We start from the raw sequence: 26,065 nt of genomic DNA, 5'->3' as shown, positions 1-26,065 counted from the left end.
GACTAAACCAAGGTTACCGCGCGATTCTCTCTGCGGTATCATGTCACATTCGTTCGCAACTTCCAACAAACGCTTGTACGGTTTGGCACGTTATGAAAATCGCCATGGTAGGGACCGGCTATGTCGGCCTGGTGACGGGAACTTGTTTTGCCGACAGCGGCAATTGGGTCACCTGTGTGGATATCAACGCGGCGAAAATCGCCGATCTCAAAGCTGGCAAAATCCCGATCTATGAGCCGGGCCTCGAAGAACTTGTCGTCCGTAATTCCGAAGCGGGACGCCTTCAATTTACGACCGATCTGGCCGCCGCGGTGAAAGACGCCGAGTTGGTCTATCTGGGCGTCGGGACGCCGCAAGGAGATGACGGCGCCGCCGATCTTTCGGCCCTCTGGGCAGTAGTCGACGGCTTGGCGCCTCATTTGGAACCAGACGCAGCGGTGGTGATCAAAAGCACCGTGCCGGTCGGGACCAACGCCGAGACCTTTGCTCGCTTGCGTGAGAAAACCGGCCGCGATTGCCATGTCGCCAGCAATCCGGAGTTCCTGAAAGAAGGCGCCGCGATCGATGATTTCATGAAGCCCGATCGTGTGGTGATCGGCGTTCGCGATCCCCAAGTAGGCGAAAAGCTGCGTCTTCTCTACGCTCCGTTTTTGCGAACCGAAAAGCCCTTTTTGGTCATGTCCCCCGAGAGCGCCGAGCTGACCAAGTACGTCGCCAACGCGATGCTGGCGACCAAGATTAGTTTCATCAACACCATGGCCAACCTGACCGAGAAGCTGGGGGGCGACATCAACGACGTGCGCCGCGGTATCGGTCACGACAGCCGCATCGGCTTCGCGTTTCTCTTTCCCGGCGTCGGCTACGGCGGCAGTTGCTTTCCGAAAGATGTCCGCGCCCTCGAAGCGATGTTCGAGCGCGCCGACATTGATCCCGTGATGTTGAAAGCGGTCGACGTGATCAACGAAGCGCAAAAGCGGACGCTGCTCGACAAGATGACCGAATTCTATGACGGCCAATTCGCCGGCAAGACCTTCGCCATCTGGGGGCTCGCGTTCAAACCGCGGACCGACGACATCCGCGAAGCGCCGGCCCTGGTGTTGATCGACAACCTCTTGGCCGCAGGCGCCAAACTGCGCGTCCATGATCCGGAAGCGACCGACAATGTGCGCGCGATCTACGGCGACAAGCTGACCTATTGCGAATTGCCGCTTGAGACCCTCGATGGCGCCGACGCTTTGGCGATCAATACCGAGTGGGCCGAGTTCCGTCAGCCTGACATGAGCGATGTAAAGCGACGACTCAACGCGCCCGTCATCTTCGACGGCCGCAATTTGTACGATCGCAGCATGATGAAAAAGCTGGGCTTCACGTACTACTCGATTGGTCGTCAGACGGTTCGCTCGTAACGCGCTGCAGCTGTCGCCGGAAGAACCAGGTAAGCAATAGCGGCGCCGCAGCGCTGACGCCTGCGGCGACTAAGATCCACTCATGCTGCGCCGCGAGTTCTCCGAAAGCGGCGTAAGCCAGCGCGATCCCCAGGTTAGCGAGCAACATCGGCGGCAAAAAACGACGCCATTCCAGTCGGCTCGCTCCCAGCAACAGCACTATCGCTTCGGCCAAGATCGGCAGCGCTCGTGTCAACGCGATTCCCCAGGGCCCGATTCGATCGGCCACTTTTTGCATCGCGATCACGTCCGACTCTTGCGTATAGCGCCGTACGATGGCGTCGCCATATCGCCGCGCGAGGGCAAACGCGATCACGGCGCCGGTCGTCATCCCCGCCCAACAGACAAGCGTGGCCAGGACCGTTCCCAACTCCGATCCGGCTAGCGTACTGACCACGCTCGACGGCACCGGCAAAAAGATATCGGTCGCTAACAACGCAAACACGATCAGCGCCGTCAGCGGCGCACCAGGCGGATGCTCGCTCCAGTGGGCGATCACCGCTTCGGCCTCGGCTTCCCAAAACAAGAGCGGCGCGATCGGCGCCAGCAAGACGACGCCGATCAAGAACAGCCATTGGAGAAAACTACGCACGTCGTCGATCGCTCGCTTCTATCGAGGAAGAAAGGGTCTATTCTAACTTCATCGACGGTCATGACGACTGCAGAGTCTCGTTACGCCGCTCCGGCCAGTTTCGGCTGATCGGCGTTGGCGAGCGGAACCCCCAAAACTTCGCGAGCCAGATTCGTGTAATCTTCGGCGCCGTTCGACGAACCATCATATTCGAAGATCGATTGCCCAAAGCTGGGCGCTTCGGCCAGGCGAATGTTGCGGCGAATACGCGTGCGGAAAACTTGGGCGTCGGCCCAAGCGGTGTTCGCTCCTGCGCCGTTGCCGAAAAATTGATCGACGTCGCCGGCGACTTCGCCCGCCAGACGCGTGCTCGATTCAAACAAGCAGAGGATCACGCCGGTCAAGCGGAGATGATTGTTGATGCGGCGCGCGACGATGTCGACGGTTCGCAGCAGTTTGCTGAGACCATGCAGCGCCAAAAAATGGGGCTGCAGCGGCAGAAAGACTTCGGTCACCGCCGCCAACGCGTTGAGCGTCAACACGCCCAGACTGGGAGGGCAGTCGATGATCAGATAGTCAAACTCTTGATCGTCAGCGGCCAGCTTGTCGTACAGGATCACCTCACGACCTACTTCGCCAGCCAACTCCATTTCGGCGGCCGCCAGATCGAGATGGGCCGGAACAACCCATAGGTTCTCCGCGACTTGCTTGCGCACATCGGCGAGAGACGCATCACCCACCAAAACTTCATAAATCGAATCGTGTCCATTATCGACGCCGATTCCGAGGTGCAACGATGCGTGTGCTTGGGGATCGAGATCGACGACGCAGACCCGCATTCCAGCGCGAGCCAGGCCAGCGGCAAGATTGACGGCGGTCGTCGTTTTACCGACTCCACCCTTTTGATTGAGTACAGCGATGGATCGCATGGTCGAAACCTCCTTGTTCTGGCCGGTGCGCAACTGGGGCGAGCGAGTATAACGACCAAAGGGGATCGATCGCCAGATGAATTCTGCGCCGAATTTTGTCGAGTCTGTGCAGACTCTTTTGCTTACCCGGTCCAGCGCTTATTATCAAAGTTCGCATTTGGGCCAAAATTCGGCCTCGTGCGCGATCCGCCGCTTGCCTTGCCTGCAAGCACTTGTTCGCCCCACACGTTTGGAGTATCCGCCGTGCGCGTCATCATTGAATCGACCCCCGCAGCAGCCAGCCGCCGCGCCGCCTTGATGGTCGCACGTCTGGTTCGCCAAAAACCGGTCTGCACGCTGGGGCTAGCAACCGGCGGAACGCCCCTCAAAATGTATGGCGAATTGATTCGCATGCACCAAGAGGAAGGGCTCGACTTCTCGCGGGTCAAGACGTTCAACCTGGACGAGTATGTCGGATTGCCCCCTTCGCATGAGCAAAGCTATCGCTACTTCATGCAAAAAAACCTGTTTGATCAGATCAACATTGACGTTCGCAACACGCATGTGCCGGATGGACGCGCCCTCGACTTCGAGAAGTATGGCGATCGTTATGAGCAACTGATCGTCGACGCCGGCGGGATCGAGCTGCAAGTGCTGGGGATCGGCACCGATGGGCACATCGCATTCAACGAGCCTGGCTCGTCACTCGGCAGTCGAACGCGATTGAAGACGCTGGCGCCAGAGACGGTTCGCGATAACGCTCGCTTCTTTGGCAGCGAGAATGCGGTCCCCAAACTGGCGATCACGATGGGTGTCGGCACAATTCTCGAGTCACGCCGCTGCCTGTTGCTCGCCTTTGGCGATAGCAAAGCGGACGCCATCGCCGCGACGATTGAAGGTCCGGTCACCGCCCAGGTCACCGCCAGCGCGTTGCAACTGCACCGCGAAGTAGTGATCGTACTGGACGAAGCGGCCGCTTCCAAACTGGCTCGCCGCGAATACTACGAAGGAGTCGAAGCCGCTCACCGCATCCTCGAGTCGGGCAAGCTCCCCTGGATCGACGAAGCGTAATCGCCGCTACTCCGCTAGATTGATCGGTCGTTCATCACGCAACAAGCGCAACAGCTCGATTCGATCTTGATCCAGCCGGCCATCGGCGTCGATCAGCAGTTCGGCCCGACGCTCCTGGGGCGACGCCGGCGTCTTGCTCCACTGTTGCAACATCGCGGCGGCTCGCTCTTGCAAAACTGCCTTGTCGGCCAGCGAGTCATAGGGAAAGTCGGCGTAACCCGGCAGATGGTCTTTCGTTTGTCCGGCGACAAAGCGGACCGCCGCGTAAGGGTCATCCAGCAGCTGCGCTAGATAAGGGGCCATCCAAGCCGTACCGCTCGTCTCCTGGGCAGCAGACCAACCGCAATGCCAGGCCAATAGCGCTCGCTGCCCGGCGTCGCCGCGCACCAGCCACAAGATCGCCGCAGCGATCTCTTGTTCTTCCGCGGGCAAATCAGGCTTTTCCTGGCCAAACCAGTCATGCAAATGGTCGGCTGACCAGCCGAGTGTTTGATCCAAGTGACACAGATTACAAGCATTGGGGCGCGCCGAATTCCAGTCGATCGATTGGCTCATTCGCTCGACGCGCGGGCTGTCGATCCAATGACTGCGCGACGCTTTGAGTAGCCCGAACGCCGTATGCGGCATGTGACAATTGACGCACTGACTGCCGCTCGAGTCGAGCGCATGATGCGTGTGCGCCGGGATATCGGCGGCGATCGTCGCATGACAGTTCGTACAAGTTTGGTTGGTCAGCGCCTCTGGCCGCAGTTGATCGTTGGCCCACTCGCTGGCCGGTCGCAGATCACCAACAGGCTGATGCATCTCGTGGCAAGTGACGCACGAGATCTCTCCTTGCTGATAACAGGCGGAAGCTCGCAGTCCGGTGTACTCTCGCCCTGATACGCGGACCATGCCGTCCGACCAAAACTGATCGACCGAGCCTTCCGCAAGCAGCTTTTTCGCCTTCGCCAAATCGTCTCCAGGACGATAACTGCAACCTTCCGCATCCAGCCGCTGCGCTTGGGCGTCGTCAAACGTCGAATGGACGCTATGGCACTGCCCGCAAACTTCGGACGAACGCTGATGCGTGAGCTTCGCCGGATTGACGATCGTGCCTCTGCCCTGGCCAGAGCGTTCCGAAGCGACATGCGCCTCTCCGGGACCATGACACGCTTCGCACGAGATCGCCAGTTCGGCCACTTCGGCCCCATGCTGCGGATTGAATTGATGCGAGCGAGGATGAGTCGTATGACACTGAACGCAGCGATGATTCCAAGTGGGTCGTCGCGCGACCGCGTCACGCGGCGGCGTGATAAAGATCGCGTCGACCGGCATCCATTTCTCCGCGCGAATCTGGTACGCCCACGGAAACATCCGCAGTGAACCATCGTCACTCGGAAACCAATAGATCTGTTCGTTGTGCGATCCGGTCGTCATTACGATGGGACGTTCAATTCGGGGAGCGGCCGCTGCGTCTCCGTACAGATTTGGCATCTCAACCCAATACTGACCGTCACGTTGCTGGACGCGATACGGCTGGTCGTAGAGCGTCATGGTGCGGCCGTCAAACGGCGCCAACACCGAGTCTAGCGCGGCCAATTGCGTCATCCGGCGATGATGCGATGCGCCCCAAGAGCGGCACTGGTCAGCGTGACATTCCAGACAAGACTGTGACCCGACGTAGCCATCAGCGGCGACCTGCTGCGGAAGATCGACCGGTTTCTGCGTGATCCGAGTCACCTTGGGACCGTCGGCCGCGGTCCAGGCGCACGCTAGCAAGATCGCTCCCAGAAACAGGAGGATCAGCACCAAGGTGGACGCAAAATGAAGACGTGACTTAGCGTACATCGCAGGCTTTGCTAGCAAAAACGGCCGGTTTCCTTATTCTAAGTCGCTCTCACGCGGTTTGTCGGCCGATTTCTCGGAATATGCTTCACGTTCGCTACGACCGGTTTCCGAAAAAAGACGACGGGTCATGCGCGGGCAGCGCATAAAAACCAGAAAGGGGGTAAGAATGCTCGTCATTGTCAGTGATCTACATTTGACCGATGGGACCACGGCGCGAACGCTCGATGCGGACGCGTTTCGCATGTTCGTCGAACGAATGCAAGATATGGCGGTCCGCGCGTCATGGCGCGCCGACGATCGTTATCGCCCCTTGGACGGCATCGACATTGTTTTGCTCGGCGACGTACTCGACCTGGTCAACAGCGCCCAGTGGCTCTCCGGATTGGTGCGCCCCTGGTCGAGCGATGTCGCGACCGCCGAACAAACGGCGACGATCGTCGCCGACATCTTGCAGCACAATCAAGACGCGATCGCTACGCTTGAGTCGTTAGCCAATCGCGGCGCCATTCGCATTCCGATGGCGACCAACGACGGCAAGCCGGCCTTCGACGTCCAATTGCAGCCGGTTCCGGTCCGACTTTACTACATGGTCGGAGACGCCGATTGGTTGTTGTATCGCAGCGGCGATGCGATGAACGCGATTCGTCGCTCGATCTGCAGCAAACTGGGCCTGGCGAACTCGCCCGAAGCGCCGTTTCCGCACGATCCGAGCGAATGTCCGCAACTCGCGCGCACCTTGGCCAAGCACCGGGTCTATGCTCGGCACGGCGATGTTTTCGACTCGCTCAGCTTTCGCGGACGCCGCGACGAAAGCAGTTTGGCCGACGCGATCATCATCGAAGGCGCGATGCGTTTCGTCCAAGCCGCAGCCGAGAAATTTGGGGGCGAATTGCCGCTCGAATTGATTCTGGCGCTGGAAGAACTGACCGACGTCCGTCCGCTGAGCGTCATGTCCACGATGCTCTCGAACGCGATTCAGCGCACCTGCGGCGCGAAACGAACGCTGCAGTACGAATTGCGATCGCTGTGGGACCAACAGATCGAGCAAATCCTCGACGCATCTTGGTTTCGTTCGCAGCGGTGGAGCGACTCGATCGACGTCGATCAACTTGCATCGCAGTTTTTGCTCAACCGCAGCGGACCTGCCAGCCAAGAAGAATCGCTGCAACCATCGCTGTTGCAGTACGCTTTGACCGAATCAGAATTTCGCAACCGCCGCGCCAAGTACGTGGTCTATGGTCACACGCATCGCGCGATCGCAACGCCGCTCGAAGCGAGTTACGCCGACGGTTTTGTGCTCAATCAAATCTATTTCAACAGCGGATCTTGGCGGCGCGTTTATGATACGACGTCACTTGCACAGCCGGGTGGGCAATTGGTAGCCAGTGATTCGATCAATCTGCTCGCCTTCTATCAGGGGGATGAGCGGCAGGGTCGTCCCTATGAAACCTGGTCCAGCATGCTTGGTTCCGCTTCGTCAACACGACGGCAAGTTCGCATGGATACGGCCGAAGCGTCTACTCCGCTAGGCTCTGTTATTTCCGTGAAATCGACGAATCTCGATCGCCCTCACTTCTTTCAGTCAGGCGCCGCCGCCTCACGATTTACCCACTAAATCGTCGGTATTGCGGGATTATTGGCCGGTTTGCTTCGGCAATCCGCAGTCGCTAAACACTGGGGAAATGACTATCGGAAGAGTAGATTATCCAAAGACACATTGGCGTCACCATTTCACTCCCCTCCGGCGAGTTTCCAAGTATGGAAGCCATTATCATCTACACGACCGCTTCTAGTATGGAAGAAGCAGAGCACATCGCCGATGCGCTGGTTGGTCAACAATTGGCCGCCTGCGTCCAAATATTGCCCGGCGTTCGCAGCGTTTACAATTGGCGCGGTAAGATCGCCCAGTCGGACGAAACTCTCTGCATTATCAAGACGGAAGCGAAACGCTTTAAAGCCGTCGCCCAAGTGATCGAACAAATCCATTCGTACGAAGTGCCAGAGTTGGTCGCCGTGCCGATCGTGCATGGTTCGATTGACTATCTCAGTTGGCTTAACGATCAAGTCGAAAGCGAAATTTGAGCGACAGCTTTCCGATCTCGCTTCATCCGGACGCCGCGGCCGGTCTGTTTCCCGTCAGTTTCGAACAGGTTGAAGAAACCTGGTCGCAGTGGCCGCGCATGTTCTTTGAACCAGATGGTTCGTTCGTCTGGGTCGCCGAAGATCAAAGCTGGCAATTAGATGGCGTCGTCTATGACCGCGATGACCATGTGTTGCGCGTCGATCTAACCGGCGTCTACACATCCGCACCTTTCCAGCAACTAGTGCGTTCTCTGGGTTGGCCCGCCGCCAAACTGCGCGTCGAGATGGTGCACGACGGACAATTTGTCGACGTCGAGCAATTCCTCCGCGACATCGCTTCTTAAGCCAGTCGGCGCAACCGCTACCAGCGAAATAATCCTGCCGCCAAGAATGCTACGTTTCCTACTGAAGCGTCCCCTTCTCTGCTCTTGGCGTTTGCACGATAGGCCGTTTGCCGATGAACCCCGTCTCCAGCTACTCAAGCGCAAATCTGACCGTCGCCAACGCGGTCCATCGAAATCTCAACTCGATGCTGGGTGCGCTGCAGCGACTCTCCACCGGCAAACGCATCAACCGCGGCAGCGATGATCCGGCCGGTCTAATCGCCGCCAACGTAATCAAATCGCAGATCGCCACGCGGGAAGCGCTGCAACGATCGACGCTGCGCGTCAGCGGGCTGGTTGACGTCGCCGATGGCGGATTGGCCGAAGTCTCTCGGTTGACCAGCGAGATCCGCGGAAATTTAATCACCGCTGCTAGCAGCACGACCACCGACGCCGAACGAGCCGCGCTGCAATTGGAAATCGACGGCGCCATCGATGCGATCGATCTGGTGGGGAAGACCACCTACAACGGCAGCCCCGTCTTCAGCGGCAAGACAATCAACGTGAATCTCCGGCCCGACTACTACGCTTGGGATCAGCTGCATCTGCCAGAGATCGACTCTGAAACGCTCGGCGACGAAGAGGGGGTCCTGGCCGATCTGCGCTCTGGCGGGCGTTACGACTTAGCAAGCGGCGATTTGGCTTCCGCTCTGAAGGCGCTCGATGCGGTGCAATCGCGCACGATCTATGCACGGGCCGAGTATCGCGCCTTCGACCGCTACTCCCACGATTCCATTTACGAGTCGCTCGCCAATCAGGAAATCCAACTCACGTCGATTTATAGTGAGATCATGGACGCAGACTATGGGAGCGAAACTTCCGAGCTCACCCGCAGCGCCATTTTGGCCCACAGTTCGCTAATCGCCTACCAATCGCTGGTCGCGGTCGCCAATACGCAAGCGAGCCTGTTGGATGCGTTGTTCGACCTCAACCGCCGCTAGCACCGCGTTTTTCCACTTTTATTCCTGCCGTAGATTCCGTTTTTCATCCGTGGCTTTACCGCGTTCCATTCTTCTTTTCCGCCCTCCCCACCGGCTGTCGGAAGTTCGCGACCAATTCTTGAATTGATCTTTGCTCGAATTCTCGATTTTGTTAGGTAAGCAGCTCCCGCAATTGGAGCGGGCCCCGAATCGAGACCATCCAGCCGGCATGGACGCCATGAAGAATCTCTATCTCCGCTTTACCGCCATCGGCAGCGTCGCCTCCTTAGGAGTCGCCGCGATCGTACAATCGGTCCTTTCTACGGCTCATACCGCCGGACAACCCGTGGTCGACGCCGCCCAAGAAAACGTAGCGGCGCTAGTCGACGCTTCGACTTCCGCAGCGGATGACGCAGCGCGATACGTCCCCTCGATTGTCCGCGCCAATAATGAGAATGACGATCCCGGTAGTTCGGCCGCTACCGATCCGCCTCCGCCTGCTTCGCATCGTTTTTCGCTCTCCGACGGCGCCAGCGCAGCCGCACCGGCCGCAGCACCTAGCCGATTTCTGGGCGATTCTGGTTCCGAAAATCGGTCGACGACCACCCCCGCCCAACCGGCGCCGGTCACCGTCGGCGATACGCCGCAACCGCCGGTCAGCCGCTTTAGCCTCAGCGGCGGTGCGCCAACGCCGACCGCGGCGACACCGGCCGCCGACGCACCCACACCTGCAAAACCAACGCCTTCGACCGGATCCCGCTTTCAAATCGGCGATTCGGCTCCTGCGGCCGCCGCTGCAGGCGTTGCTGCTGGCGCTGCCGCAGTCGGCGCTGCTGTCGCTGCCGAAACCGCGCCGACCCCCAACTATGGAACACGTTTCAGCGGCGCCCCCAGCAGCGCAGCTCCTGCTGCTGCCGATGCACCGTCCAGCATGACCGCCGAAAGCGAATCGCCGGCGGCGACCTTGGCCAGTCAACCGCGGCCCATGCCCAGCGATTCGGCGCCGCCGCTTGGCGCCAATTCGGAACCGACCACTCCGGCGCCCAGCAGCCGTTTCCAATTCAGCAGTTCCGGCGCCGGTTCGGCTCCGGTCAGTTCGACGCCGGCGCCAGTCGGCGGCATGCCGAGTGAAACGCCGGCGGCAACCGAACGATACCCCGCGCCGGCGTCGATCGGCGGTCCTGTTCCGGTGACGCCAGAAAGTTATCCAGCGCCCCGTTCGACCCCGACTCCCAGCTATCAGCCCAGCCGCGATCTTCTCGGTAGCAGCGGTCCCGCCGTCAGCGGCATCGGCAAACCGGGCGATGTAAAGCTCGAAGGTCTGCAGCAACCATCGATCTCGCTTGAGAAGCGTGCTCCGGTCGAAATCCAAGTCGGTAAGCCGGCGACTTTTTCGCTGGTGGTCAAAAATGTCGGACAAACGACCGCACATGATGTCGTGATTCGCGATTCGGTTCCGGCCGGCACGGCATTGGTCAGCACCACGCCAACCGCCGAAAGCGGCGTCGACGGCCAACTTCTCTGGAAGATCGGTCAGATCGCTCCCGGCGAAGAAAAGCGACTCGCGATGGAACTGATGCCGCAAACCGAAGGGGATGTCGGCAGCGTTGCGACCGTTTCGTTCGCCGCACACGCAACCGTTCGCTCCCGCGTCACCAAACCAGAACTGACGATCGAACAGACGGCCGCTCCAACCGTGTTGATCGGCGACAACTTGATGTTGGCGATCACCGTCAGCAACCCCGGCACCGGTCCAGCCACCGGAGTCGTGCTTGAAGAAATCGTGCCGGCCAACTTTACCCATCCGGCCGGCGGCGAACTCGAATTCGAGATCGGCACCCTCAAGCCGGGCGAAACCCGCAGTCTCGAACTCACCCTCAAAGCCGACAAAGCAGGCCGCACGCAAAACGTGCTCGGCATTCGCGGCGACGGCAATCTGCAAACGCAAACCGAACTGAACATCGAAGTGATCGCGCCGCAGCTGGAGCTTTCGATGGTCGGCCCGAAATTACGCTATCTCGATCGCCCAGCCAAGTACCAGGTCTCGGTCAGCAATCCCGGCACCGCGCCGGCGCAAGGGATCGACCTGATCACCTACTTGCCGAAGGGGATGAAGTTTGTCGACGCGAACAACGCCGGCCAATACGATAGCAACCAACACGCGATCTTCTGGAACCTGGAAGAACTGCCGCCGTCGCAAAGCGGTACGGTCGAGCTGACCGCGCTGCCGATCGAAGCCGGCGATCAAAAGATTCGCGTCGAAGGCTCGGCTCGCATGGGTCTCACCGCTCAGAACGAAACGCTGGTCCAGGTCGAAGGAATCGTCGCACTCTTCTTTGAAGTCGCCGACCAGGCCGATCCGATCGAATTGGGGAAAGATACGACCTACGATGTTCGCGTTGTGAACCAAGGATCGAAAACCGCGACCAACGTCCGCGTCGCCGCAATGCTGCCGCCAGGCATGCAAGGAGTCGACGCGAGCGGAGCGAGCAAGGGAACGGTTAGCGGCAGCGATGTCCTCTTTGAACCGCTCGCTCGCCTGCAACCGAAAGCGGAAGAAACGTTCCGCATCAAGGTCAAGGGAATCGCCGCCGGCGACCAACGGATCAAAGTCCAAATCTCCAGCGACGAAATCCCGCAGCCGATCACCAAAGAAGAAAGCACCCGGGTTTACTCCGACCGGTAAGTTTTCGCTCGCAACAAATGGAACCATCCCCCAACGCCGTGAGCAGCAATTGCCGCTTACGGCGTTTTTTATGGGTTGGGGTATTCTTCGCCCCATTCGATGATGGGGTAAGTCGAACCGCGAGCTGCACCGAAATGTCAGGGCCAACTTCTCTTAAGCCCGAAGACAATTACCTAGGGCTACGTCGCTGCGCGACTTCACCCTAGTGTTCTGTCAAACCGCTATTTTCGGCTTCCACGAAATCAGCCGCACGGCGTTAGCCGCGGTTTCTGTTACCAATTGTCTTTCGCAAATGAGTTCCCATCAGAAACCGGTGCTAACGCACTACGGCTAATAAAATCATGGCGCCTGAAAATTGTCGCGTGACAGAACACTAGGCTATTTTAGAACGGCCGCTTCGGGCCGAAGAAATCGATCGCCGGTATCCTCGGCCGCCGCAGCCAATCACGACCAAGATTGTCGATTGACAAAGCGCACGCATTTCGGGTCGATTACACGCAAAGGACCAGCTATCGAATCACGTTTGCGCGGCGGCCGAATCGGTGGACGAGCTCGAAGATTCTCTGCGCTGCGTTCGCTCCGAATCCAACGAGCATGATTGGGCGTCCCTCCCAAACTAGACCTCAGAAATGGAGATTTGGGAGCAGGCATTCAGCGCCGATTCGACTTCCCATCTAAAAGTCCACTAATAAAACGATCCTGTCCTGTCCAACCTTTTGAACGAGAAAACGCGGCGGTCCTGTCCTGTCCAACCTTTCGAACGAGAAAACGCAGCGATCCTGTCCTGTCCAACCTTTTGAACGAGAAAACGCGGCGATCCTGTCCTGTCCAACCTTTCGAACGAGAAAACGCGGCGATCCTGTCCTGTCCAACCTTTCGAACGAGTAAACGCGGCGATCCTGTCCTGTCCAACCTTTCGAACGAGTAAACGCGGCGATCCTGTCCTGTCCAACCTTTCCGGTCCGATGGACTGGCCTTGATTAAGGGGGCGAACCTGCTTGAACTGGGGCTGCTCTGTTGGGAAGAGGATCCGTAGAATAGTCGACATGACCACTGATAATTCCCCTTTGATCACGCGAGTCGCCAGCCGGCGCGATCATTCCGCCTGCGCGAAGATCTTCTACGCGGCGCGGAAAGCGACCTTTCATTGGATGCCGCCGGCCAAGATTCGCTTTGACGACTTTGACCAGGCGACCGCCGACGAGCCGATCTGGGTCGCCGAGCGGCGGCGAAAGATCGTCGGCTTCGTCTCGTGGTGGCCTCCTGAAAACTTCATTCACAACTTGTTTGTAGCGCCCGACCAACAGCGCAGCGGCGTCGGCGAAAAACTACTGGAAGCATGTTTAGCGCAGATCGGCCGGCCTGCCCGGCTGAAATGCAACATGGCCAACGCAGCGGCGCTGGCGTTTTATGAAAAGCTAGGCTGGCGGCGCGATTCGCAATCGTCCAGTCCCGAGGGACTTTATTGGTTGATGATGTTGGAGGGAGAAAAATAGAGGGTTACGGCATCGGTGCGATCGTCGCCAGATCAGCCTCCAGCGATTCGCGCTTGTCGGCATCTTTGACTTGCCCGGCGCGCAACGTCGCTTCGGTCAAACAGCGATCCATTTCGATCTTATCGCCGGCGACCAGCGCCGCTCGCGCCAGCGCTTCATAGGCGAAACCGACCAAAAACGGATCGTCGGCAGGGCTCACATCCAAACAGATTCGTCCAATCCGAGCGGCTAGACTCGCTTCGCCGAGCAACGCCAATACGCGAGAAAGTTGCCAATAACCGACCGACAGATTTTGCGGCGTGCAATCGTCCCTCTCGCTCCAATGCCACAGCGACGCGGCTGATCGCAGCAGCATCTGGGCAGATTCAGTCTCCGATCGATCGGTTTGGTCGATCAAGTCCCACGTGCTGTTGAAGCAGTACGTGGCGAAATGGCGATGCGCTGTCGACTCGTCCAAGGCGTTCTCCAGAAGTGGAAGTAGACAAGGGGAACGCCCACTATCGTATTCGACCCAGCGGCGGTTGTCGCGTGTTTCTGGAGAAGAGAATTGCTTCCATTCAATCTTTCGTTTCCGCTTTCTCTTCCTGCTCGTCTTTCTTCGGAGGTTTGTTCACTAGCAACTTATAGATCTCTGGCAGCGACTCCGGCGTGATCGTTTCGTCTTCGTTCACGTAGGTGACTCGCGCAAAACCGGCCCGCAAGATCGGCAGATCGCGATCGGCCGTATAAGTCAACTCGTCGGCGGTCGGTTCACGGCATTCGATCGTCTTCAATTCCCACAACAAACCGTAGGCGACATGCGCCCACTTTTTTTCCCGGTTTCGCCAATTCGCCGCTTGCAGCGGTCGTTCTCCAGCTGCTTGCGGATGGAGGACAATCATCTTCTTAGGAAAGGTTCCGACCCCTTCAATCGACTCTGTCTCCAAGAGGTGCTGCCGCCAGGCTCGCCAGGGAGATCCTTCCGAATTCGCGTAAGAGTATCCAATCATCTTGGGCAAAGCGTAGTCGCCGGCGGCGAAATCCAAAGCCATGTTCCGCTCATCGGTAACCACTTTGAGGTGCTCCAACTTCTGCGCTTGATCGTTGAGATGGTAAACCGCGAGATTAGGAATGCGGGAAGCGGCGGCCGCGTCGGCTGCTTCCTCTTTGACAAAGCGGCCCAACAAGTCAGGTAAGCGAACGTTATGCTCTCCTTCGACCATATGAAACAGCGACAACGGATCCAAGCGAGGACGAAAATCAGCGTTGGGCGCCGACGTGATCGTACCGTTCTTTTTCAGATGCAGTTGAAAGCCGGGCGTGCGAATCAGCGCCTCGGTATAGATCAACGGGCCATACGAGAACCGGCCGGTATTATCCCACTTCGACTCTCCCTCTTGGCGAAAGTCATACACTTCGACCGGGCCCTGTTTGGCCCAGACGCCGTGCCCGACGCCGTTGACATGGTCAAACTGGATTTCCTGGAAACTGTCGTTGTACAGAACCAAACCAATTTGCACGTCAAACTGGCAATAGAAGTTATCGAACGCGGCGATATTGGCGGCGGTCGCTTCGGTCAGCTGCGACAAGGTCGGCCGGGCCTCTTGAGCCTGGGCGGTCATCGCGGCGCAGCAAATACCGACGATAAGCAAAGATCTCCGCATCATCGCGCACTTCTCCTGGCCTGCAGCAGTCGGATGTCGAGTGTGGGAGAGGAACCGTCATCATAGCCGGAGTGGTTCCGCTTGTCAGCGAAAATAGAAAGGCGCTGTCACATCCATGCATCAAGATTTAATAAGCAATGGAGGGCAGGCCGTGCCTGCCGAGTTAACACGCAACGACTAGCCCGCTGCGCGAGCGAGGGAATGCGGCTCGCCACTTCAATCCGTGTTTGTATCGCCAACCCCATTCGCTCGCGCAGCGGGCTAGTGTTGTGTCACGCGACAATTTTCAGGCGCCATGATTTTATTAGCCGTAGTGCGTTAGCACCGGTTTCTTATGGGAACTCATTTGCGAAAGACAATTGGTGACAGAAACCGCGGCTAACGCCGTGCGGCTGATTTCGTGGAAGCCGAAAATAGCGGTTTGACAGAACACTAGTGTTCAATTGATTCGAAAAAAACGCAACTTCAAAACATTACGCTGCGAGCTACGAAAAGAAATGGCCTTACGCGACTACAAAAACCTAGTGATGAAACCCGCCCGCTTCTTCCTCGGTCAACGGTTGATCAATCGGATGGTTCTCAAAGTACTCGATCCCGCGGTGGATATCTTCCAACAACAGCGAACCGAGATCGCGGCTCACGCCGTGACGGACCAAGATGCGTTGAATCACTTGGTCGCTTTGATCGTCCGGCAGCGAGTAAGCCGGCACTTGCCAACCGCGGGTACAAAGTCGATCGGCCAGGTCATAAAGCGAAAAACCAGGTTTGAGACCCGGCTTCAACTTCCAGCAGAGAGCCGGAATGCCGCTGCGACGATCGCCGTCGTAGATAACGTCAAACAGCCCGATCTTGTCGATCTCTTCCGCCAAGTAAGACGCGGTGTCATAGCAGGCCGAATGGATCTTCCGATAACCGTCGCGACCCAGCCGCAAAAAGTTGTAGTACTGACAAACGATCTGCCCACCGGGACGCGAAAAGTTGAGCGCCAAGTCGCGCATGTTGCCGCCGAGATAGTTGACCCAAAAGATCAGATCGTCCGGCAGGTCGGTCTCTTCGCGCCAGATGACCCAACCAACGCCGAGCGGCGCCAGACCAAACTTATGCCCCGACGTATTGATCGATTTAACCCGCGGCAGACGAAAGTCCCAAACCAACTCTGGTGCACAGAAGGGCGCAAGGAAACCGCCGCTGGCCGCGTCGACATGAATCGGAATGTCGAGCCCCTTCTCTTTTTCAAGCTGGTCGAGCGCCGCGGCGATCTCAAAGACCGGCTCATACTGACAAGTGAAGGTCACGCCGAGGGTCGGCACGACGCCGATCGTGTTTTCGTCGCAGCGCTTGATCACTTCTTCCGGCGTCAGCAGCAAGCGACCTTCCTCCATCGGCACTTCGCGCAGTTCGATATCCCAGTACCGTGCGAACTTGTGCCAACAAACTTGGACCGGGCCGGTGATCAGGTTCGGCTTGTCAAACTTTTTGCCGGCGGCGACGCGTTTCGCTTTCCAACGATTCTTCATCGCCATCCCGCCCAACATCGCCGCTTCGCTCGAACCGGTGGTCGAACAGCCGATCGTGTTCGCTTCGGACGGCGAGTTCCAGAGATCGGCCAACATATGGACGCAGCGCGCTTCGATCTCGGCGGTCTGCGGATATTCGTCCTTGTCGACCATGTTCTTGTCGAGACATTCGTCCATCAGCTTGTGGACTTCGGGCTCGACCCAGGTCTGGCAAAAGGTCGCCAGATTCTGCCGCGAGTTGCCGTCGAGCATCAGCTCGTCATGCACGACCGAATAAGCGTGACGCGGGTTCTGTTCGACATGCGGAAACTTGTATTTGGGCATGCTGACCGAAAGATCGGTCGACGCGTACACGTCATCATCCAACTCTTCGCGGCGAGTATCTTTCTCGTGCAGAACCATCGGTGGAGTCTCCAAGGTGGTCGTAGGATTAGCGCGACGCAAAGCCGCCCAAGAGCAGGCCCAATAAGAATGAGGGCCCGTAAGCGACTAGGCTACCAGATCAACGCAGGTGATGCAGCGCGGGTTGAGTTGGAGAAGAGACGCGGCGAATCTCATTGGTCCTGCGGAGCGTAACTTTCTGGAAAGATAACTCTCGAAGTTTCCGTCATCGCCGTCAAATGATGGGCCATGATGAAATGGCTCAGCTCGCTAACCTGCTTGGTTGGTTCCAGCCGATCATCCAGCGGCGACCAGCGCCAATAGCGGACTCTCCCCGAGAAATAGCAGCGGGTGTAGCACAGGCAGGCGCCCTTATTGAAATATCTCAAGTCGACTCCCAGGGCGCACCCGATTTTTCCGCGGCCAATTTTCTTTTCAAAGTAGCGATCAATGGGAACAAACGCCTCTTTTTCTCTACCGCCACGCAACGGCGGTTCTGTTGGAATCGCCGACAACGTCGGATCCCAACGGGCGACTTCCTTAAAACCTTTTTTCTTGAGAAGCCCAACAAGACGTTGCTCGACTTCTTGCGGTGAGAGCCCCATGTATTCGACATACGCATCGTCGCTGTGCCGCTCTTCCACCGTAACAAGTCGAAACGACGCTGCGATCAGTGCGACCGCAAACATGAAGCCGAACAGCCATTTGAGAGAAAATCGCATCAGCTCATTTTTGTCCGGGGATCGCCAGACGTCCCTCGTCTTGCAGGCGGATAATTTGCTCGTCGCGAACTTTCAGGTCACGCTCGGAGATGCCTGAGATATCGAACGGCATTTCATCGTCATGCGGCGCCTCAATACCATTATGCCGCGCCTCGTTTCTGGCCGCGAGACTTTGTTCATACAATTCCTGAATGGCCGGCGAAAGAATCCCGTCAGGAAAATAAACCTTCTTTAACGATGTGAAGGAAGTCAGATGTCGCAAACCCTCTGGCGTAACAAGCGTTTGCCCGACCCAAATGACCTCTAGTCGCGGCAGCTTAGGCAGACTGGAAAGGCCTTCGTCGGTGATCGGACAATTGGTGAGACTAATCTCTTCGAGCTCCGTAAGGCCTTCTAGATAGCGCAGTCCATAACCATGAATCTGTTGGCCGTTTAACCGCAGACGTTTGAGATGTTTTAGTACGTGTAAAAACCTTAAGTCATCATCGGCGAATAGGGAGGGAGAAGAATTAAATCTCTCCAACGATTCAATCCGACCAAGGCATTCCGCCGCTGCGACATCAATCGTACACATCCCTAGAGTCAATTCTTGGAGAGGCAATCGCGAAATTTGCTCCAGCTCGGTCTGCGACAAATCGGCCTTGCCGATACCCAACCGAACCACATTCAAATCGGCCAGCAGCGGCAGCGTTTTCTGCAATGCGTCCTGGCCCGTGATACCAACGACAACTAATTTAACGCCCTGACGATCAAAGCTGCGAACGCTCACCTGCTTGTTATGTTTGGCAAGTTCGTTCAGGCGATCATCGGGAGACTCGCAACCGGCGGCCAACAATGCGAGGAACGAGAGACTCAAGATTGTCAGGCGGGCTTCCGTCATCGCTAATCCTTCTCTTGATCCCAACCGCGCCACAACCAGCGCAGCGATTCCGGCAAGATCGCGCCGCCATGGACTCCGCTATGACCACCGGTTCCGCCGACAAACTGGTAGTCATACTTGCGGAACGCGAGCGCCTTTTCCATCTGCAAATTGGAGAGCCACCAGTTGCCGTGGGCGTTGTCGAGGTCGTTCTCGCCATCTTGCAGAAAGATGCGGATCGGTTTGGGGTCGGTTTTGCGAATCAAAGCGGGATAGACGTTGCCGCCGCGGATGTTGGTGAAGCTGCCGACATGGCTCAGCACTTTGCGAAACTGATTGGGGCGCTCCCATGCGACGGTGAACGCGCAGATGCCGCCCGACGAGATGCCGCCGATGGCCCGCAGGTTGGGATCGTCGGTCAGCTTGTACTGTTTGGCGACCTCCGGCAGGATCTCGTCAATGATAAACGTTGCGTAGTCGGCGCTAAGCGTGTCGTACTCAAAGCTGCGATTGTTGGAGCGCCACGGCGAGTCGATCTTGCTCTCTCCCTTGTGACCCGGGTTGAGGAAGATGCCGATGGTGACCGGCATTTCTCCGGCCGCGATCAGATTGTCCATCACCGCTGGCGCTCGAAACTGACCCGTTTCGCTGACGTAAGTATGGCCATCTTGAAAGACCATCACCGCGGCAGGCGTCTGGCCGTCGTATTGGGCCGGAACATAAAGGTAGTACTCGCGCGAGGTCTCGGGAAAGACTTTACTGCTGGCGAAGAGATGCTTGGTCACGATTCCCTGGGGGACCTCCGCTTTGCGCGTCGAATCGGGACCGAGCTGGTAGTCAGAATCTGCGGCGAGCGCGAGCGACGCCAGACCGACCAAAATCAATGCGAACGGAGCAAGTCGTTTCATGAAGGGGCGTTCCCAGTCGAGGGCAATTGGGGTGGAAATCTGCGGAGTGCACCCATCCTAACGCGCCCCATTTGGCGAGTTGCATCCCAACTTGATGAGGGCCAAAAATCGAGCTTGAAACGGCAAAACCAGTTCCGAACAGCGGCGATTTGCGCCAAATTTTTTACCCCCTCGTCAAATAGCTTCGTCATATCCCCGGAAGGGGCAAAAAAAAGGAAGGTTGGTTCCGATACAAAGCCAAGACATTTGGTAGATTAAAACCCCTTAACATGCGAATAAGGGATACTAGCGCGAAAAGAATACTAAAAAGCGCGAATTTTCCATATCTTTTCACGCGTTCTTTCGCAAAATAGATAACGCCACCGAAACGCGCTTGATTTCACGGGGTTATTGGTATCATTAGTAAGTGAACTACGCGGAAGCGGCGACGATCTCAGCAAGACGCTGGGAACTCTGGTTCGACGATTCCACGACTTGAAAAACTTGTGCTTCACCTTTTCTTCCTTGTCGCTGTTCCAGGCGGGCGAACGCGGCAACACCTCCTTTCAGCCTGATTCTTGATAGATGACTCCATCGAAACGAAGATTCTTCGCGCCGGGATCGTTGACGATTTCGGTAAGCGATCTCATAGTTGCTATGTCCCTGATCTGTGTCGGACTTAGTTTTTCCACGGCGTTCTTGAAGTACGCCGGGTTTGATTTCGCCGGCGCCATGGACGACGCGAACGTCGCCTACGCCACGTTTGCATCCGTAAATATCACCATCTGCGTGATCAGCTCGTTGATCGCGTGGCGCTGGTACACGCGTCGCCGTCGGTTGGACCTGAGTACGACCTGGTCGCCGGGCAACTTCTTGATGTTGCTAGCGATGTTGTACGTACCGTTTTATTTCTGCCGCGAGTTTATCTGGCTATCGTGGGCGAGTCCCGCGTTTTTGAAGCCGTTGTTAGATCCCGCTGCCGCCGTACTGAGCGTGATGATCTTCTCTTTGGGAATGATCACCATGGCGATGATCCCCAAGGTTCGCTGGAAGCTGGTCACGGTTACGTTCAGCGTTCCGCAATTGGCGATTGCCGGCATGGATATCTTTTCGCCGACCGACATGATGACCGGCTCTTACTTTTGGGCCAGTCGCATCGTGATCGTCTTTGCCGCCGCCGCAGCGGCCCAAACGGTGATGGCGGCGACGGTTGATTTGGCGCTGCGAGAAAAGCGTGACTTTGGTCACTACTTGGGGATGTCTCTCTTCCTGGGCTTGTGCATCAACCTGACGGTCGAATGGGGCTGGTACTGGCTCTACTAGAGCCGGCGCCCAACGGCTGCAGAAATACGCACGCCCCGCCGGCGTTAACTGCTGATTTGCACCAGATTTTCCGGGGTATTTCGGCGTAATTGACCGCACGCCGCGTTGATCTTGTCCCCTTTTTTCTGACGAAATTTGACCGTCAAACCAGCGCCTTCCAAAATAGCGCGGAACGCGTGTTGCACTTCTTTGCTGGGAGTGCGATACGGCAGGCCCGCCACCGGATTGTACGGAATGATGTTCAGCAAAGCTGGGCGACCCCGGAGCAATTTGGCCAAGCGATGCGCGTGCTGCGGCTGATCATTCAGCTCGGCCAACAGCACATACTCAAACGTTAGACGGCGCCCTGAGATCTCAAAATAGTGATCGGCCGCTTCCAAGATCGCCTGGACGCCGATGTTCTTGTTGGTCGGCACAATCTGGTTGCGCAGTTGATCGTCCGGAGCGTGCAACGACACAGCCAAGTGATAGCGACTATCGCGATCGGCCAGTTTGCGAATCGCCGGCGGCAAACCGACCGTCGAGATCGTAATCCGGCGATGACTGATCCCGAGCCCATCTTCGGACGACGCGAAATCGAGCGCCGGCAACAACCGGTCGATATTCGCTAGCGGTTCTCCCATCCCCATCACCACGATATGGCTCAGTCGTTCGCCGACCGGCAGCAGTCGTTGCAGACGCAACATCTGCTCGATGATTTCACCGACAGTCAAGTTGCGTTCGACCCCATCCAATCCGCTTGCACAGAAGACGCATCCCATCGCACAGCCAACCTGCGTGCTGATGCAGATCGTGCGGCGGTCGCCGTCACGTAGCAACACGCATTCAATCCGTCCGCCATCGTGCAACTGCAACAGCAGCTTCTCGGTGCCGTCAGCCGCCGTCGTATGCCGGGCGATCTCGGTCGACCAGAGCCGGGCCTTCTCGGCTAGTTGGCTCCGGAGCGGTTTCGGAAGATTCGCCATGTCGTCAAACGACTGGGCGCGATTCTCGACAATCCAGCTACGGATTTGTTGCGCTCGAAACTTCGGGAGGCCCCACTCGATGACGAGCGTCTGGAGCGAGGATAAATCAAGCGTTTGAAGCAAATGGGGCGTCATGCGCGTCCCTTCAGGAGCGATCGAACGGTGGCGAAGCGTAACGCCGTGCTGTATAATGGTCCGATTACGCACTGGGGGGAACCTCCCAGCGGAGATTCGCCGCGGGAGCTTTTCTTACCAATCAATTCTCCCTCGCTGCCGATCGCAGTCAACAACGGACAAAAAAGACCAGGCCTATGGCTCGCAAAGTTGTCAACCGCAAAGAGTTACGTGCACAATCCGATGCAGCGGAAAGCGCCGCCGAGGGAGCCGAAGTCGCTCCGAAGAAGAAGGCCAAGCGAAAATCGCGGGCGAAAAAGGTCACGGAAGTCCGCATGAAACTCTTCTGGGGCGTCTTCAATCAGTCGATGAAGCGCATCGCCTTGTACGAGTTCGACCAAAAGGACGAAGCCGAGAAAAAGGCGCAAGACCTAAGCAAAGCGGGCAAACCCCCGCACTTCGTCCAGAAGGTGAAAGAGACAATCGAAGAAGTGATCGAATAAGTCGCGCCCACCACATTCGATTCTGGGGCGACAGACATTCCTGATGCTCTCCCGGAGGACTGTCGACATGTTCGCGCGTATTTCACCACGATTGCTACTGACCATCGCACTAGCGGGCTGTTCGGCCGATCCGCCGACACCGCCGGTGACTGGCTCTTCGGCGAATGCGCCCGCCGCACAACAACCAAAATCTACGGAACTGGAGCTCCCTTTTCATCTGGCTCCGGTCGGCGTCCCCGTTCCTCCGCTTGATGGTGGACGGTTAAAAACCAATCTTCCCGAAGGTTGGAAACTGCTGCCGCGGCGCAGCGAGTATCTGCTAGGCGCGTACGAAGCGGAGCCTTCCGGCATTCCGCGGATCTTGGTCCATGTTAGCGACAGCCCGCTGGAGGACGTCATCGACGAAACTTCCGGCAAGGTCTTGTATAAGACCCTCGCAGGCGAAATCGGCGAATTGACGTTTGCCGACCCGCCGCCGAAAGTGATGGAAATTGGGTCCAACTTCTGGGTTCAATACGTGCGTCCCGCCAAGTTTCATAGCGAAACGGCTCGCCAATTGGTGCTCGAAACGGTCCGCAGCGGTCGGCGCTATAAGCTAGAACTTTTCGTCGCGAAGGACGACTTGCCAAGCAAAGCAAGCGACGCCTACCGGGTCGCCAACGACACGCAGTTCCTGTCCGAACAAGCAGAGCAGCCGGCGGAGTCAAAACCGGCGGAAGAACCCGTGTCCGACGACGAATCTTAAACGAATCTTCAAACGTCGCTTGCGCGATTCACTTGGCGGAAGGAGGAGACTAGAGCGTTTGCTCCGTATCTCTTTTGCAGCGCAGCGCTATGGGACGCTTCATCGGATTCGCGATTCTGGCGATCGTCGTGCTGTTCACGCTGGCGATTCTCTTCCGAGGCGAATCCGTTCTCGACGACGCAGTCAGTCAGATGCAACAAGCGGCGCAAGACTTGACGCCGATTGTCGAGCCGCCGGAGCCAGAGGAAGAGCCAGCAGAGCCGGTTCCCCCAAAAAGGCGGCAGGGACCACTGCCAGATTTGACACGACTATTCGACTCGGAACGCCGTGCGAAATGGCGCACACGGGAATTCTCGTATGTCTATTACGACTCTCGGTACGGAAGGAATCCGTATCAAAGAATCGAATACCAAGATTTGGAAAGCTTGGACATTACAACGGAAACGTCGGATCAAATCACAATCGCCAATGCCGTGCTGGTCGTATGCTATCAAGTCTCGCCACTTTGCAAGCTTGAAAAACAAGCAGAACATTCCCCACTCTTGCCGCGAGTCTACAAAGAGAGCCTCCATCTCAATTTCGAATGGAGCGAGAACGATTGGTACTTGGATCCGGTCTATTTTGTCGGCAACCCCTTTGATCTGAAAGAACGGGATCAGGAGAATCACCTCCCGCGCATTCCCGCCCATATGAGTTTGACCAAATACCTCTTTCAAGAGTTTCGATCAAGGAAATCGCCCGAGGATCCTAACGTACCGCCGAGCGACAACCCCTACGGTTCGACGGTTAGCCAAACAACCCCGTAACCGCTTCCGCTTTCACGAGTTCGCGCGGTTGATTCAAGTGGTTGTAGACGATCGTCGCGGGATCGATTCCCATTGCGTGGTAGATCGTCGCTAACAGTTCAGTCGGATGGACCGGATCACTCAGCGGCGACGAAGCGGTTTGATCCGATTCGCCGTAGACCGAACCACGTTTGATTCCGGCGCCAGCCAGACAAGCCGTATAGCAGTAAGGCCAATGATCGCGGCCATCGGCGCTGTTGCCGTTGCCCGAAGTGCTGACTCCACGCTGCGGACTGCGACCGAATTCGCCCACCGCAACAACCAGCGTATCTTCCAGCATGCCGCGATCATCCATGTCGGCGATTAGCGAAGACAGCCCGCTGTCGAGCATCGGCGCCGACTGGTTCTTCATTCGTTCGGTCAGGCCGACATGATGATCCCAACTGTGATTATCCGAGTTGGCGACCTTCGGCCAGATCACTTCGACCACGCGCGTGCCGGCGTCAATTAAACGTCGGGCCAACAACAGGCTTTGTCCAAACGTATTACGGCCGTACATCTCCCGCGTCTTGTCTGACTCTTTGCTCAGATCGAACGCGTCGCGCGCTCGGCCCGAAGCGATCAGGTTCATCGCCGTTTCGTAGTACTTGTCCATGTCGTACTTGTCGACTGCTTGATCGAGCGCCGGCATTCCAGCGTTAATCAGATCACGCAACCGAGCGCGCCGTCCCAGCCGATTGGTCGAGATCTCTGGACGCAGCTTCAAGTCGGTAATGTTGATCCGCTCCATCTTGTTCATGTCCATATCGTCTCCCGGCGGGAAGAGATAATATGGATCGTAGGCGCGGCCCAAAAAGCCGGCGGTTCCCGACTTGTTGACGACGTTGCTCTCTTGCAGCGGACGCGGCATCATCACAAACGGCAACATCGGCACGTCGGGCGGCAACAGCTTGATAATGTTGCTGCCAAAGTTGGGATAGTCTTTGGGAGACGGCGGCTCTAACTGACCGCTGGGACTTACTTTGTCGGCCGTATAGCCGGTGTGCATTTGATAGATCGCCGCGGTATGGTTGAACAAACCATTGGGCGAATAGCTCATCGAGCGGATCAGCGACAGCTTGTCGGTCACCTGGGCCAGCTTCGGCAAGTTCTCGGTCAGGTCGATGCCGGGCACTTTACTATGGATCGTGCCGAAGGCGCTTTTCACCTTGTCCGGCACATTCTCTTTCGGATCCCATAGATCGATATGGCTGGGTCCCCCTTGCAGGTAGACCATAATGACCGACTTGGCGCGGCCCCAGCCTGAACCGGCTGACTCGCTCGCAGCCGACGCTTGTTGCATTTGCAGAGCTTGCCCGAGGGTCATGCCGAGAAATGCGGAACCGCCGACACGCAACAAATCGCGCCGCGTCGGACCCAAATGACGATCGCAAACGTCCTTGGCTTTACGCCCAGGGATAACTAGCATGGCGAGAACTCCAAATCGCAATTTCCGACTTAACAACCCAACGGATGTCGTCGGAGGTAGGATGGCTTCAATCAGAGGCGGCAGGTAGGCAGTCAGTGCCGCGAAGGTCCATCCGGCGCAAGGGGTGTTGCGCGGTCCTCCTCGCTACTAGCGCGATCAACAACCCCATGCTGATCGGCGTATCGCGCAGTATAGACCTGGATCGAAGGGAGAGTCAAACGAAATCTGGCTCTAAAACTGGTTTAGGGGCGTTCTCTTTCCGTTAGTCGCTACTAGAAGCCGATTTATGTTGCTAGCTTGGGAAAATCATTTCCACATTGACCCGGCCTGCACGATTTGATACTTACCTACTCCCCTAATCTTCGTTTCGGGAGAGTTAAGCTATGCTTCGTCGTCAGTTTCTGCGTTTGATCTCGGTCGGAATCACCGCATTTGTCAGCTTGTTTGTCGCGCAAGCACGCGCCGAGTCAGGCACTCCGTCGCTGAGAGAGACGCTAGAAAAAGGTTTGCGCATTCGACGCCCGGTCGAGTTCGAGTTTATCCAAGAAATTGTTTTCCTTGTCGAAACCGAGTTACTGACCCGGCAAATGGTGATGTCGTGCTTTGAATACGCACGGCGGCGAGACCGCTATCAACCGTATCGCTACTTCGCGCCGGCGATTCGAATTCAAGCGAAGAAGGTCGGGGTCGATCTGTAGAGCAGCGATTCCATTCCGAAACGTAACGACTGTCTTCCTCGTCAAGCAGTTTTCACATTTTCA

The 26,065-nt window shown here is 57.2% G+C and carries 24 protein-coding genes; 13 read left to right on the top strand and 11 right to left on the bottom strand.

Annotation, left to right across the window (positions count from 1 at the left end):
• The first annotated feature begins 92 nt into the window (after positions 1-92).
• Complete coding sequence (locus M4951_RS00195; protein WP_262024464.1) at positions 93-1,406, top strand: UDP-glucose dehydrogenase family protein; 1,314 nt, start codon at positions 93-95, stop codon at positions 1,404-1,406.
• On the opposite strand, the gene M4951_RS00190 is transcribed toward M4951_RS00195, so the two are convergent.
• Both M4951_RS00190 and M4951_RS00185 read right to left on the bottom strand, forming a co-directional pair.
• Complete coding sequence (locus M4951_RS00190; RefSeq protein ID WP_262024463.1) at positions 1,366-2,037, bottom strand: TVP38/TMEM64 family protein; 672 nt, start codon at positions 2,035-2,037, stop codon at positions 1,366-1,368. The genes M4951_RS00195 and M4951_RS00190 overlap by 41 nt on opposite strands.
• 80 nt (positions 2,038-2,117) lie before the next feature.
• Positions 2,118-2,945 carry a ParA family protein gene (locus tag M4951_RS00185; protein WP_262024462.1) on the bottom strand — a complete coding sequence of 276 codons (828 nt, stop codon included), beginning with the start codon at positions 2,943-2,945 and terminating at the stop codon, positions 2,118-2,120.
• A gap of 243 nt (positions 2,946-3,188) precedes the next feature.
• Between M4951_RS00185 and nagB the strand changes: the two genes are divergently transcribed.
• Positions 3,189-3,995: a glucosamine-6-phosphate deaminase gene (nagB, locus tag M4951_RS00180; protein ID WP_262024461.1), complete on the top strand. Its 807-nt coding sequence runs from the start codon at positions 3,189-3,191 to the stop codon at positions 3,993-3,995.
• A gap of 6 nt (positions 3,996-4,001) precedes the next feature.
• On the opposite strand, the gene M4951_RS00175 is transcribed toward nagB, so the two are convergent.
• Entirely contained in the window at positions 4,002-5,825 is a 1,824-nt protein-coding gene (locus M4951_RS00175; RefSeq protein ID WP_262024460.1) for a cytochrome c3 family protein, read from the bottom strand.
• A 166-nt stretch (positions 5,826-5,991) separates the two neighbouring features.
• Between M4951_RS00175 and M4951_RS00170 the strand changes: the two genes are divergently transcribed.
• The 6 genes from M4951_RS00170 to M4951_RS00145 all read left to right on the top strand — a co-directional run bounded on the left by M4951_RS00170 (position 5,992) and on the right by M4951_RS00145 (position 13,392).
• A complete protein-coding gene (locus M4951_RS00170) occupies positions 5,992-7,440 on the top strand; it encodes a hypothetical protein (RefSeq protein ID WP_262024459.1) in 1,449 nt (482 codons plus the stop codon).
• Positions 7,441-7,583: 143 nt separating this feature from the next.
• Positions 7,584-7,907: a divalent-cation tolerance protein CutA gene (gene cutA, locus M4951_RS00165; RefSeq protein WP_262024458.1), complete on the top strand. Its 324-nt coding sequence runs from the start codon at positions 7,584-7,586 to the stop codon at positions 7,905-7,907.
• The gene (locus tag M4951_RS00160; protein ID WP_262024457.1) at positions 7,904-8,251 is read left to right on the top strand and encodes a hypothetical protein; all 348 of its coding nucleotides are present in this window, start codon (positions 7,904-7,906) and stop codon (positions 8,249-8,251) included. The genes cutA and M4951_RS00160 overlap by 4 nt, the downstream gene beginning before the upstream one ends.
• 113 nt (positions 8,252-8,364) lie before the next feature.
• Positions 8,365-9,231, top strand: a complete 867-nt coding sequence (locus M4951_RS00155) for a flagellin (RefSeq protein WP_262024456.1) — start codon at positions 8,365-8,367, stop codon at positions 9,229-9,231.
• Between the two features lie 217 nt (positions 9,232-9,448).
• Positions 9,449-11,896 carry a hypothetical protein gene (locus tag M4951_RS00150; RefSeq protein ID WP_262024455.1) on the top strand — a complete coding sequence of 816 codons (2,448 nt, stop codon included), beginning with the start codon at positions 9,449-9,451 and terminating at the stop codon, positions 11,894-11,896.
• A 1,046-nt stretch (positions 11,897-12,942) separates the two neighbouring features.
• Complete coding sequence (locus tag M4951_RS00145; protein WP_262024454.1) at positions 12,943-13,392, top strand: GNAT family N-acetyltransferase; 450 nt, start codon at positions 12,943-12,945, stop codon at positions 13,390-13,392.
• A 4-nt stretch (positions 13,393-13,396) separates the two neighbouring features.
• On the opposite strand, the gene M4951_RS00140 is transcribed toward M4951_RS00145, so the two are convergent.
• The 6 genes from M4951_RS00140 to M4951_RS00115 all read right to left on the bottom strand — a co-directional run bounded on the left by M4951_RS00140 (position 13,397) and on the right by M4951_RS00115 (position 19,422).
• The gene (locus tag M4951_RS00140) at positions 13,397-13,849 is read right to left on the bottom strand and encodes a hypothetical protein (protein WP_262024453.1); all 453 of its coding nucleotides are present in this window, start codon (positions 13,847-13,849) and stop codon (positions 13,397-13,399) included.
• A gap of 100 nt (positions 13,850-13,949) precedes the next feature.
• Positions 13,950-15,038, bottom strand: coding sequence for a hypothetical protein (locus M4951_RS00135; RefSeq protein ID WP_262024452.1), 1,089 nt, complete (start codon positions 15,036-15,038; stop codon positions 13,950-13,952).
• 518 nt (positions 15,039-15,556) lie between these two features.
• Positions 15,557-16,954, bottom strand: coding sequence for a glutamate decarboxylase (locus M4951_RS00130; protein ID WP_262024451.1), 1,398 nt, complete (start codon positions 16,952-16,954; stop codon positions 15,557-15,559).
• 152 nt (positions 16,955-17,106) lie between these two features.
• Positions 17,107-17,655, bottom strand: coding sequence for a hypothetical protein (locus M4951_RS00125; protein WP_262024450.1), 549 nt, complete (start codon positions 17,653-17,655; stop codon positions 17,107-17,109).
• Between the two features lie 4 nt (positions 17,656-17,659).
• Positions 17,660-18,535: a hypothetical protein gene (locus M4951_RS00120; RefSeq protein ID WP_262024449.1), complete on the bottom strand. Its 876-nt coding sequence runs from the start codon at positions 18,533-18,535 to the stop codon at positions 17,660-17,662.
• Positions 18,536-18,537: 2 nt separating this feature from the next.
• Positions 18,538-19,422, bottom strand: coding sequence for an alpha/beta hydrolase (locus M4951_RS00115; protein WP_262024448.1), 885 nt, complete (start codon positions 19,420-19,422; stop codon positions 18,538-18,540).
• Between the two features lie 636 nt (positions 19,423-20,058).
• Here M4951_RS00115 and M4951_RS00110 point away from each other — a divergent pair.
• Positions 20,059-20,724 (top strand): hypothetical protein, encoded by a 666-nt coding sequence (locus M4951_RS00110; RefSeq protein WP_262024447.1) that lies wholly within the window; start codon positions 20,059-20,061, stop codon positions 20,722-20,724.
• A 44-nt stretch (positions 20,725-20,768) separates the two neighbouring features.
• On the opposite strand, the gene rlmN is transcribed toward M4951_RS00110, so the two are convergent.
• Entirely contained in the window at positions 20,769-21,824 is a 1,056-nt protein-coding gene (gene rlmN, locus M4951_RS00105) for a 23S rRNA (adenine(2503)-C(2))-methyltransferase RlmN (RefSeq protein WP_262026972.1), read from the bottom strand.
• A gap of 176 nt (positions 21,825-22,000) precedes the next feature.
• Here rlmN and M4951_RS00100 point away from each other — a divergent pair, with 176 nt between their 5' ends.
• The 3 genes from M4951_RS00100 (at position 22,001) to M4951_RS00090 (ending at position 23,857) form a co-directional block, all read left to right on the top strand.
• On the top strand, positions 22,001-22,306 hold the full coding sequence (locus M4951_RS00100; protein WP_262024446.1) for a hypothetical protein: 306 nt from the start codon (positions 22,001-22,003) through the stop codon (positions 22,304-22,306).
• A 67-nt stretch (positions 22,307-22,373) separates the two neighbouring features.
• The gene (locus M4951_RS00095; RefSeq protein ID WP_262024445.1) at positions 22,374-23,051 is read left to right on the top strand and encodes a hypothetical protein; all 678 of its coding nucleotides are present in this window, start codon (positions 22,374-22,376) and stop codon (positions 23,049-23,051) included.
• 89 nt (positions 23,052-23,140) lie between these two features.
• Positions 23,141-23,857 (top strand): hypothetical protein, encoded by a 717-nt coding sequence (locus M4951_RS00090; protein ID WP_262024444.1) that lies wholly within the window; start codon positions 23,141-23,143, stop codon positions 23,855-23,857.
• Here the strand turns inward: M4951_RS00090 and M4951_RS00085 are convergent.
• Complete coding sequence (locus tag M4951_RS00085; RefSeq protein ID WP_262024443.1) at positions 23,838-25,304, bottom strand: DUF1501 domain-containing protein; 1,467 nt, start codon at positions 25,302-25,304, stop codon at positions 23,838-23,840. The genes M4951_RS00090 and M4951_RS00085 overlap by 20 nt on opposite strands.
• A 383-nt stretch (positions 25,305-25,687) precedes the next feature.
• Here M4951_RS00085 and M4951_RS00080 point away from each other — a divergent pair, with 383 nt between their 5' ends.
• Positions 25,688-26,002 (top strand): hypothetical protein, encoded by a 315-nt coding sequence (locus M4951_RS00080; protein ID WP_262024442.1) that lies wholly within the window; start codon positions 25,688-25,690, stop codon positions 26,000-26,002.
• Positions 26,003-26,065: the final 63 nt, after the last annotated feature.

Origin of the sequence: Blastopirellula sp. J2-11, assembly GCF_024584705.1 — a bacterium.
Lineage (GTDB): Bacteria > Planctomycetota > Planctomycetia > Pirellulales > Pirellulaceae > Blastopirellula.
This window is presented reverse-complemented; position numbering and strand designations above follow the sequence as displayed.

What these genes read in the sequence shown, in the direction of transcription:
- M4951_RS00085 (WP_262024443.1), bottom strand. Translation starts at nt 25,304, where the DNA reads ATGCTAGTTATCCCTGGGCGTAAAGCCAAGGACGTTTGCGATCGTCAT.
- M4951_RS00150 (WP_262024455.1), top strand. Translation starts at nt 9,449, where the DNA reads ATGAAGAATCTCTATCTCCGCTTTACCGCCATCGGCAGCGTCGCCTCC.
- M4951_RS00095 (WP_262024445.1), top strand. Translation starts at nt 22,374, where the DNA reads ATGTTCGCGCGTATTTCACCACGATTGCTACTGACCATCGCACTAGCG.
- M4951_RS00135 (WP_262024452.1), bottom strand. Translation starts at nt 15,038, where the DNA reads ATGATGCGGAGATCTTTGCTTATCGTCGGTATTTGCTGCGCCGCGATG.
- M4951_RS00115 (WP_262024448.1), bottom strand. Translation starts at nt 19,422, where the DNA reads ATGAAACGACTTGCTCCGTTCGCATTGATTTTGGTCGGTCTGGCGTCG.
- M4951_RS00080 (WP_262024442.1), top strand. Translation starts at nt 25,688, where the DNA reads ATGCTTCGTCGTCAGTTTCTGCGTTTGATCTCGGTCGGAATCACCGCA.
- M4951_RS00100 (WP_262024446.1), top strand. Translation starts at nt 22,001, where the DNA reads ATGGCTCGCAAAGTTGTCAACCGCAAAGAGTTACGTGCACAATCCGAT.
- M4951_RS00130 (WP_262024451.1), bottom strand. Translation starts at nt 16,954, where the DNA reads ATGGTTCTGCACGAGAAAGATACTCGCCGCGAAGAGTTGGATGATGAC.
- M4951_RS00195 (WP_262024464.1), top strand. Translation starts at nt 93, where the DNA reads ATGAAAATCGCCATGGTAGGGACCGGCTATGTCGGCCTGGTGACGGGA.
- M4951_RS00175 (WP_262024460.1), bottom strand. Translation starts at nt 5,825, where the DNA reads ATGTACGCTAAGTCACGTCTTCATTTTGCGTCCACCTTGGTGCTGATC.
- M4951_RS00155 (WP_262024456.1), top strand. Translation starts at nt 8,365, where the DNA reads ATGAACCCCGTCTCCAGCTACTCAAGCGCAAATCTGACCGTCGCCAAC.
- M4951_RS00125 (WP_262024450.1), bottom strand. Translation starts at nt 17,655, where the DNA reads ATGCGATTTTCTCTCAAATGGCTGTTCGGCTTCATGTTTGCGGTCGCA.
- cutA (WP_262024458.1), top strand. Translation starts at nt 7,584, where the DNA reads ATGGAAGCCATTATCATCTACACGACCGCTTCTAGTATGGAAGAAGCA.
- M4951_RS00145 (WP_262024454.1), top strand. Translation starts at nt 12,943, where the DNA reads ATGACCACTGATAATTCCCCTTTGATCACGCGAGTCGCCAGCCGGCGC.
- M4951_RS00120 (WP_262024449.1), bottom strand. Translation starts at nt 18,535, where the DNA reads ATGACGGAAGCCCGCCTGACAATCTTGAGTCTCTCGTTCCTCGCATTG.
- M4951_RS00185 (WP_262024462.1), bottom strand. Translation starts at nt 2,945, where the DNA reads ATGCGATCCATCGCTGTACTCAATCAAAAGGGTGGAGTCGGTAAAACG.
- rlmN (WP_262026972.1), bottom strand. Translation starts at nt 21,824, where the DNA reads ATGACGCCCCATTTGCTTCAAACGCTTGATTTATCCTCGCTCCAGACG.
- M4951_RS00090 (WP_262024444.1), top strand. Translation starts at nt 23,141, where the DNA reads ATGGGACGCTTCATCGGATTCGCGATTCTGGCGATCGTCGTGCTGTTC.
- M4951_RS00110 (WP_262024447.1), top strand. Translation starts at nt 20,059, where the DNA reads ATGTCCCTGATCTGTGTCGGACTTAGTTTTTCCACGGCGTTCTTGAAG.
- M4951_RS00170 (WP_262024459.1), top strand. Translation starts at nt 5,992, where the DNA reads ATGCTCGTCATTGTCAGTGATCTACATTTGACCGATGGGACCACGGCG.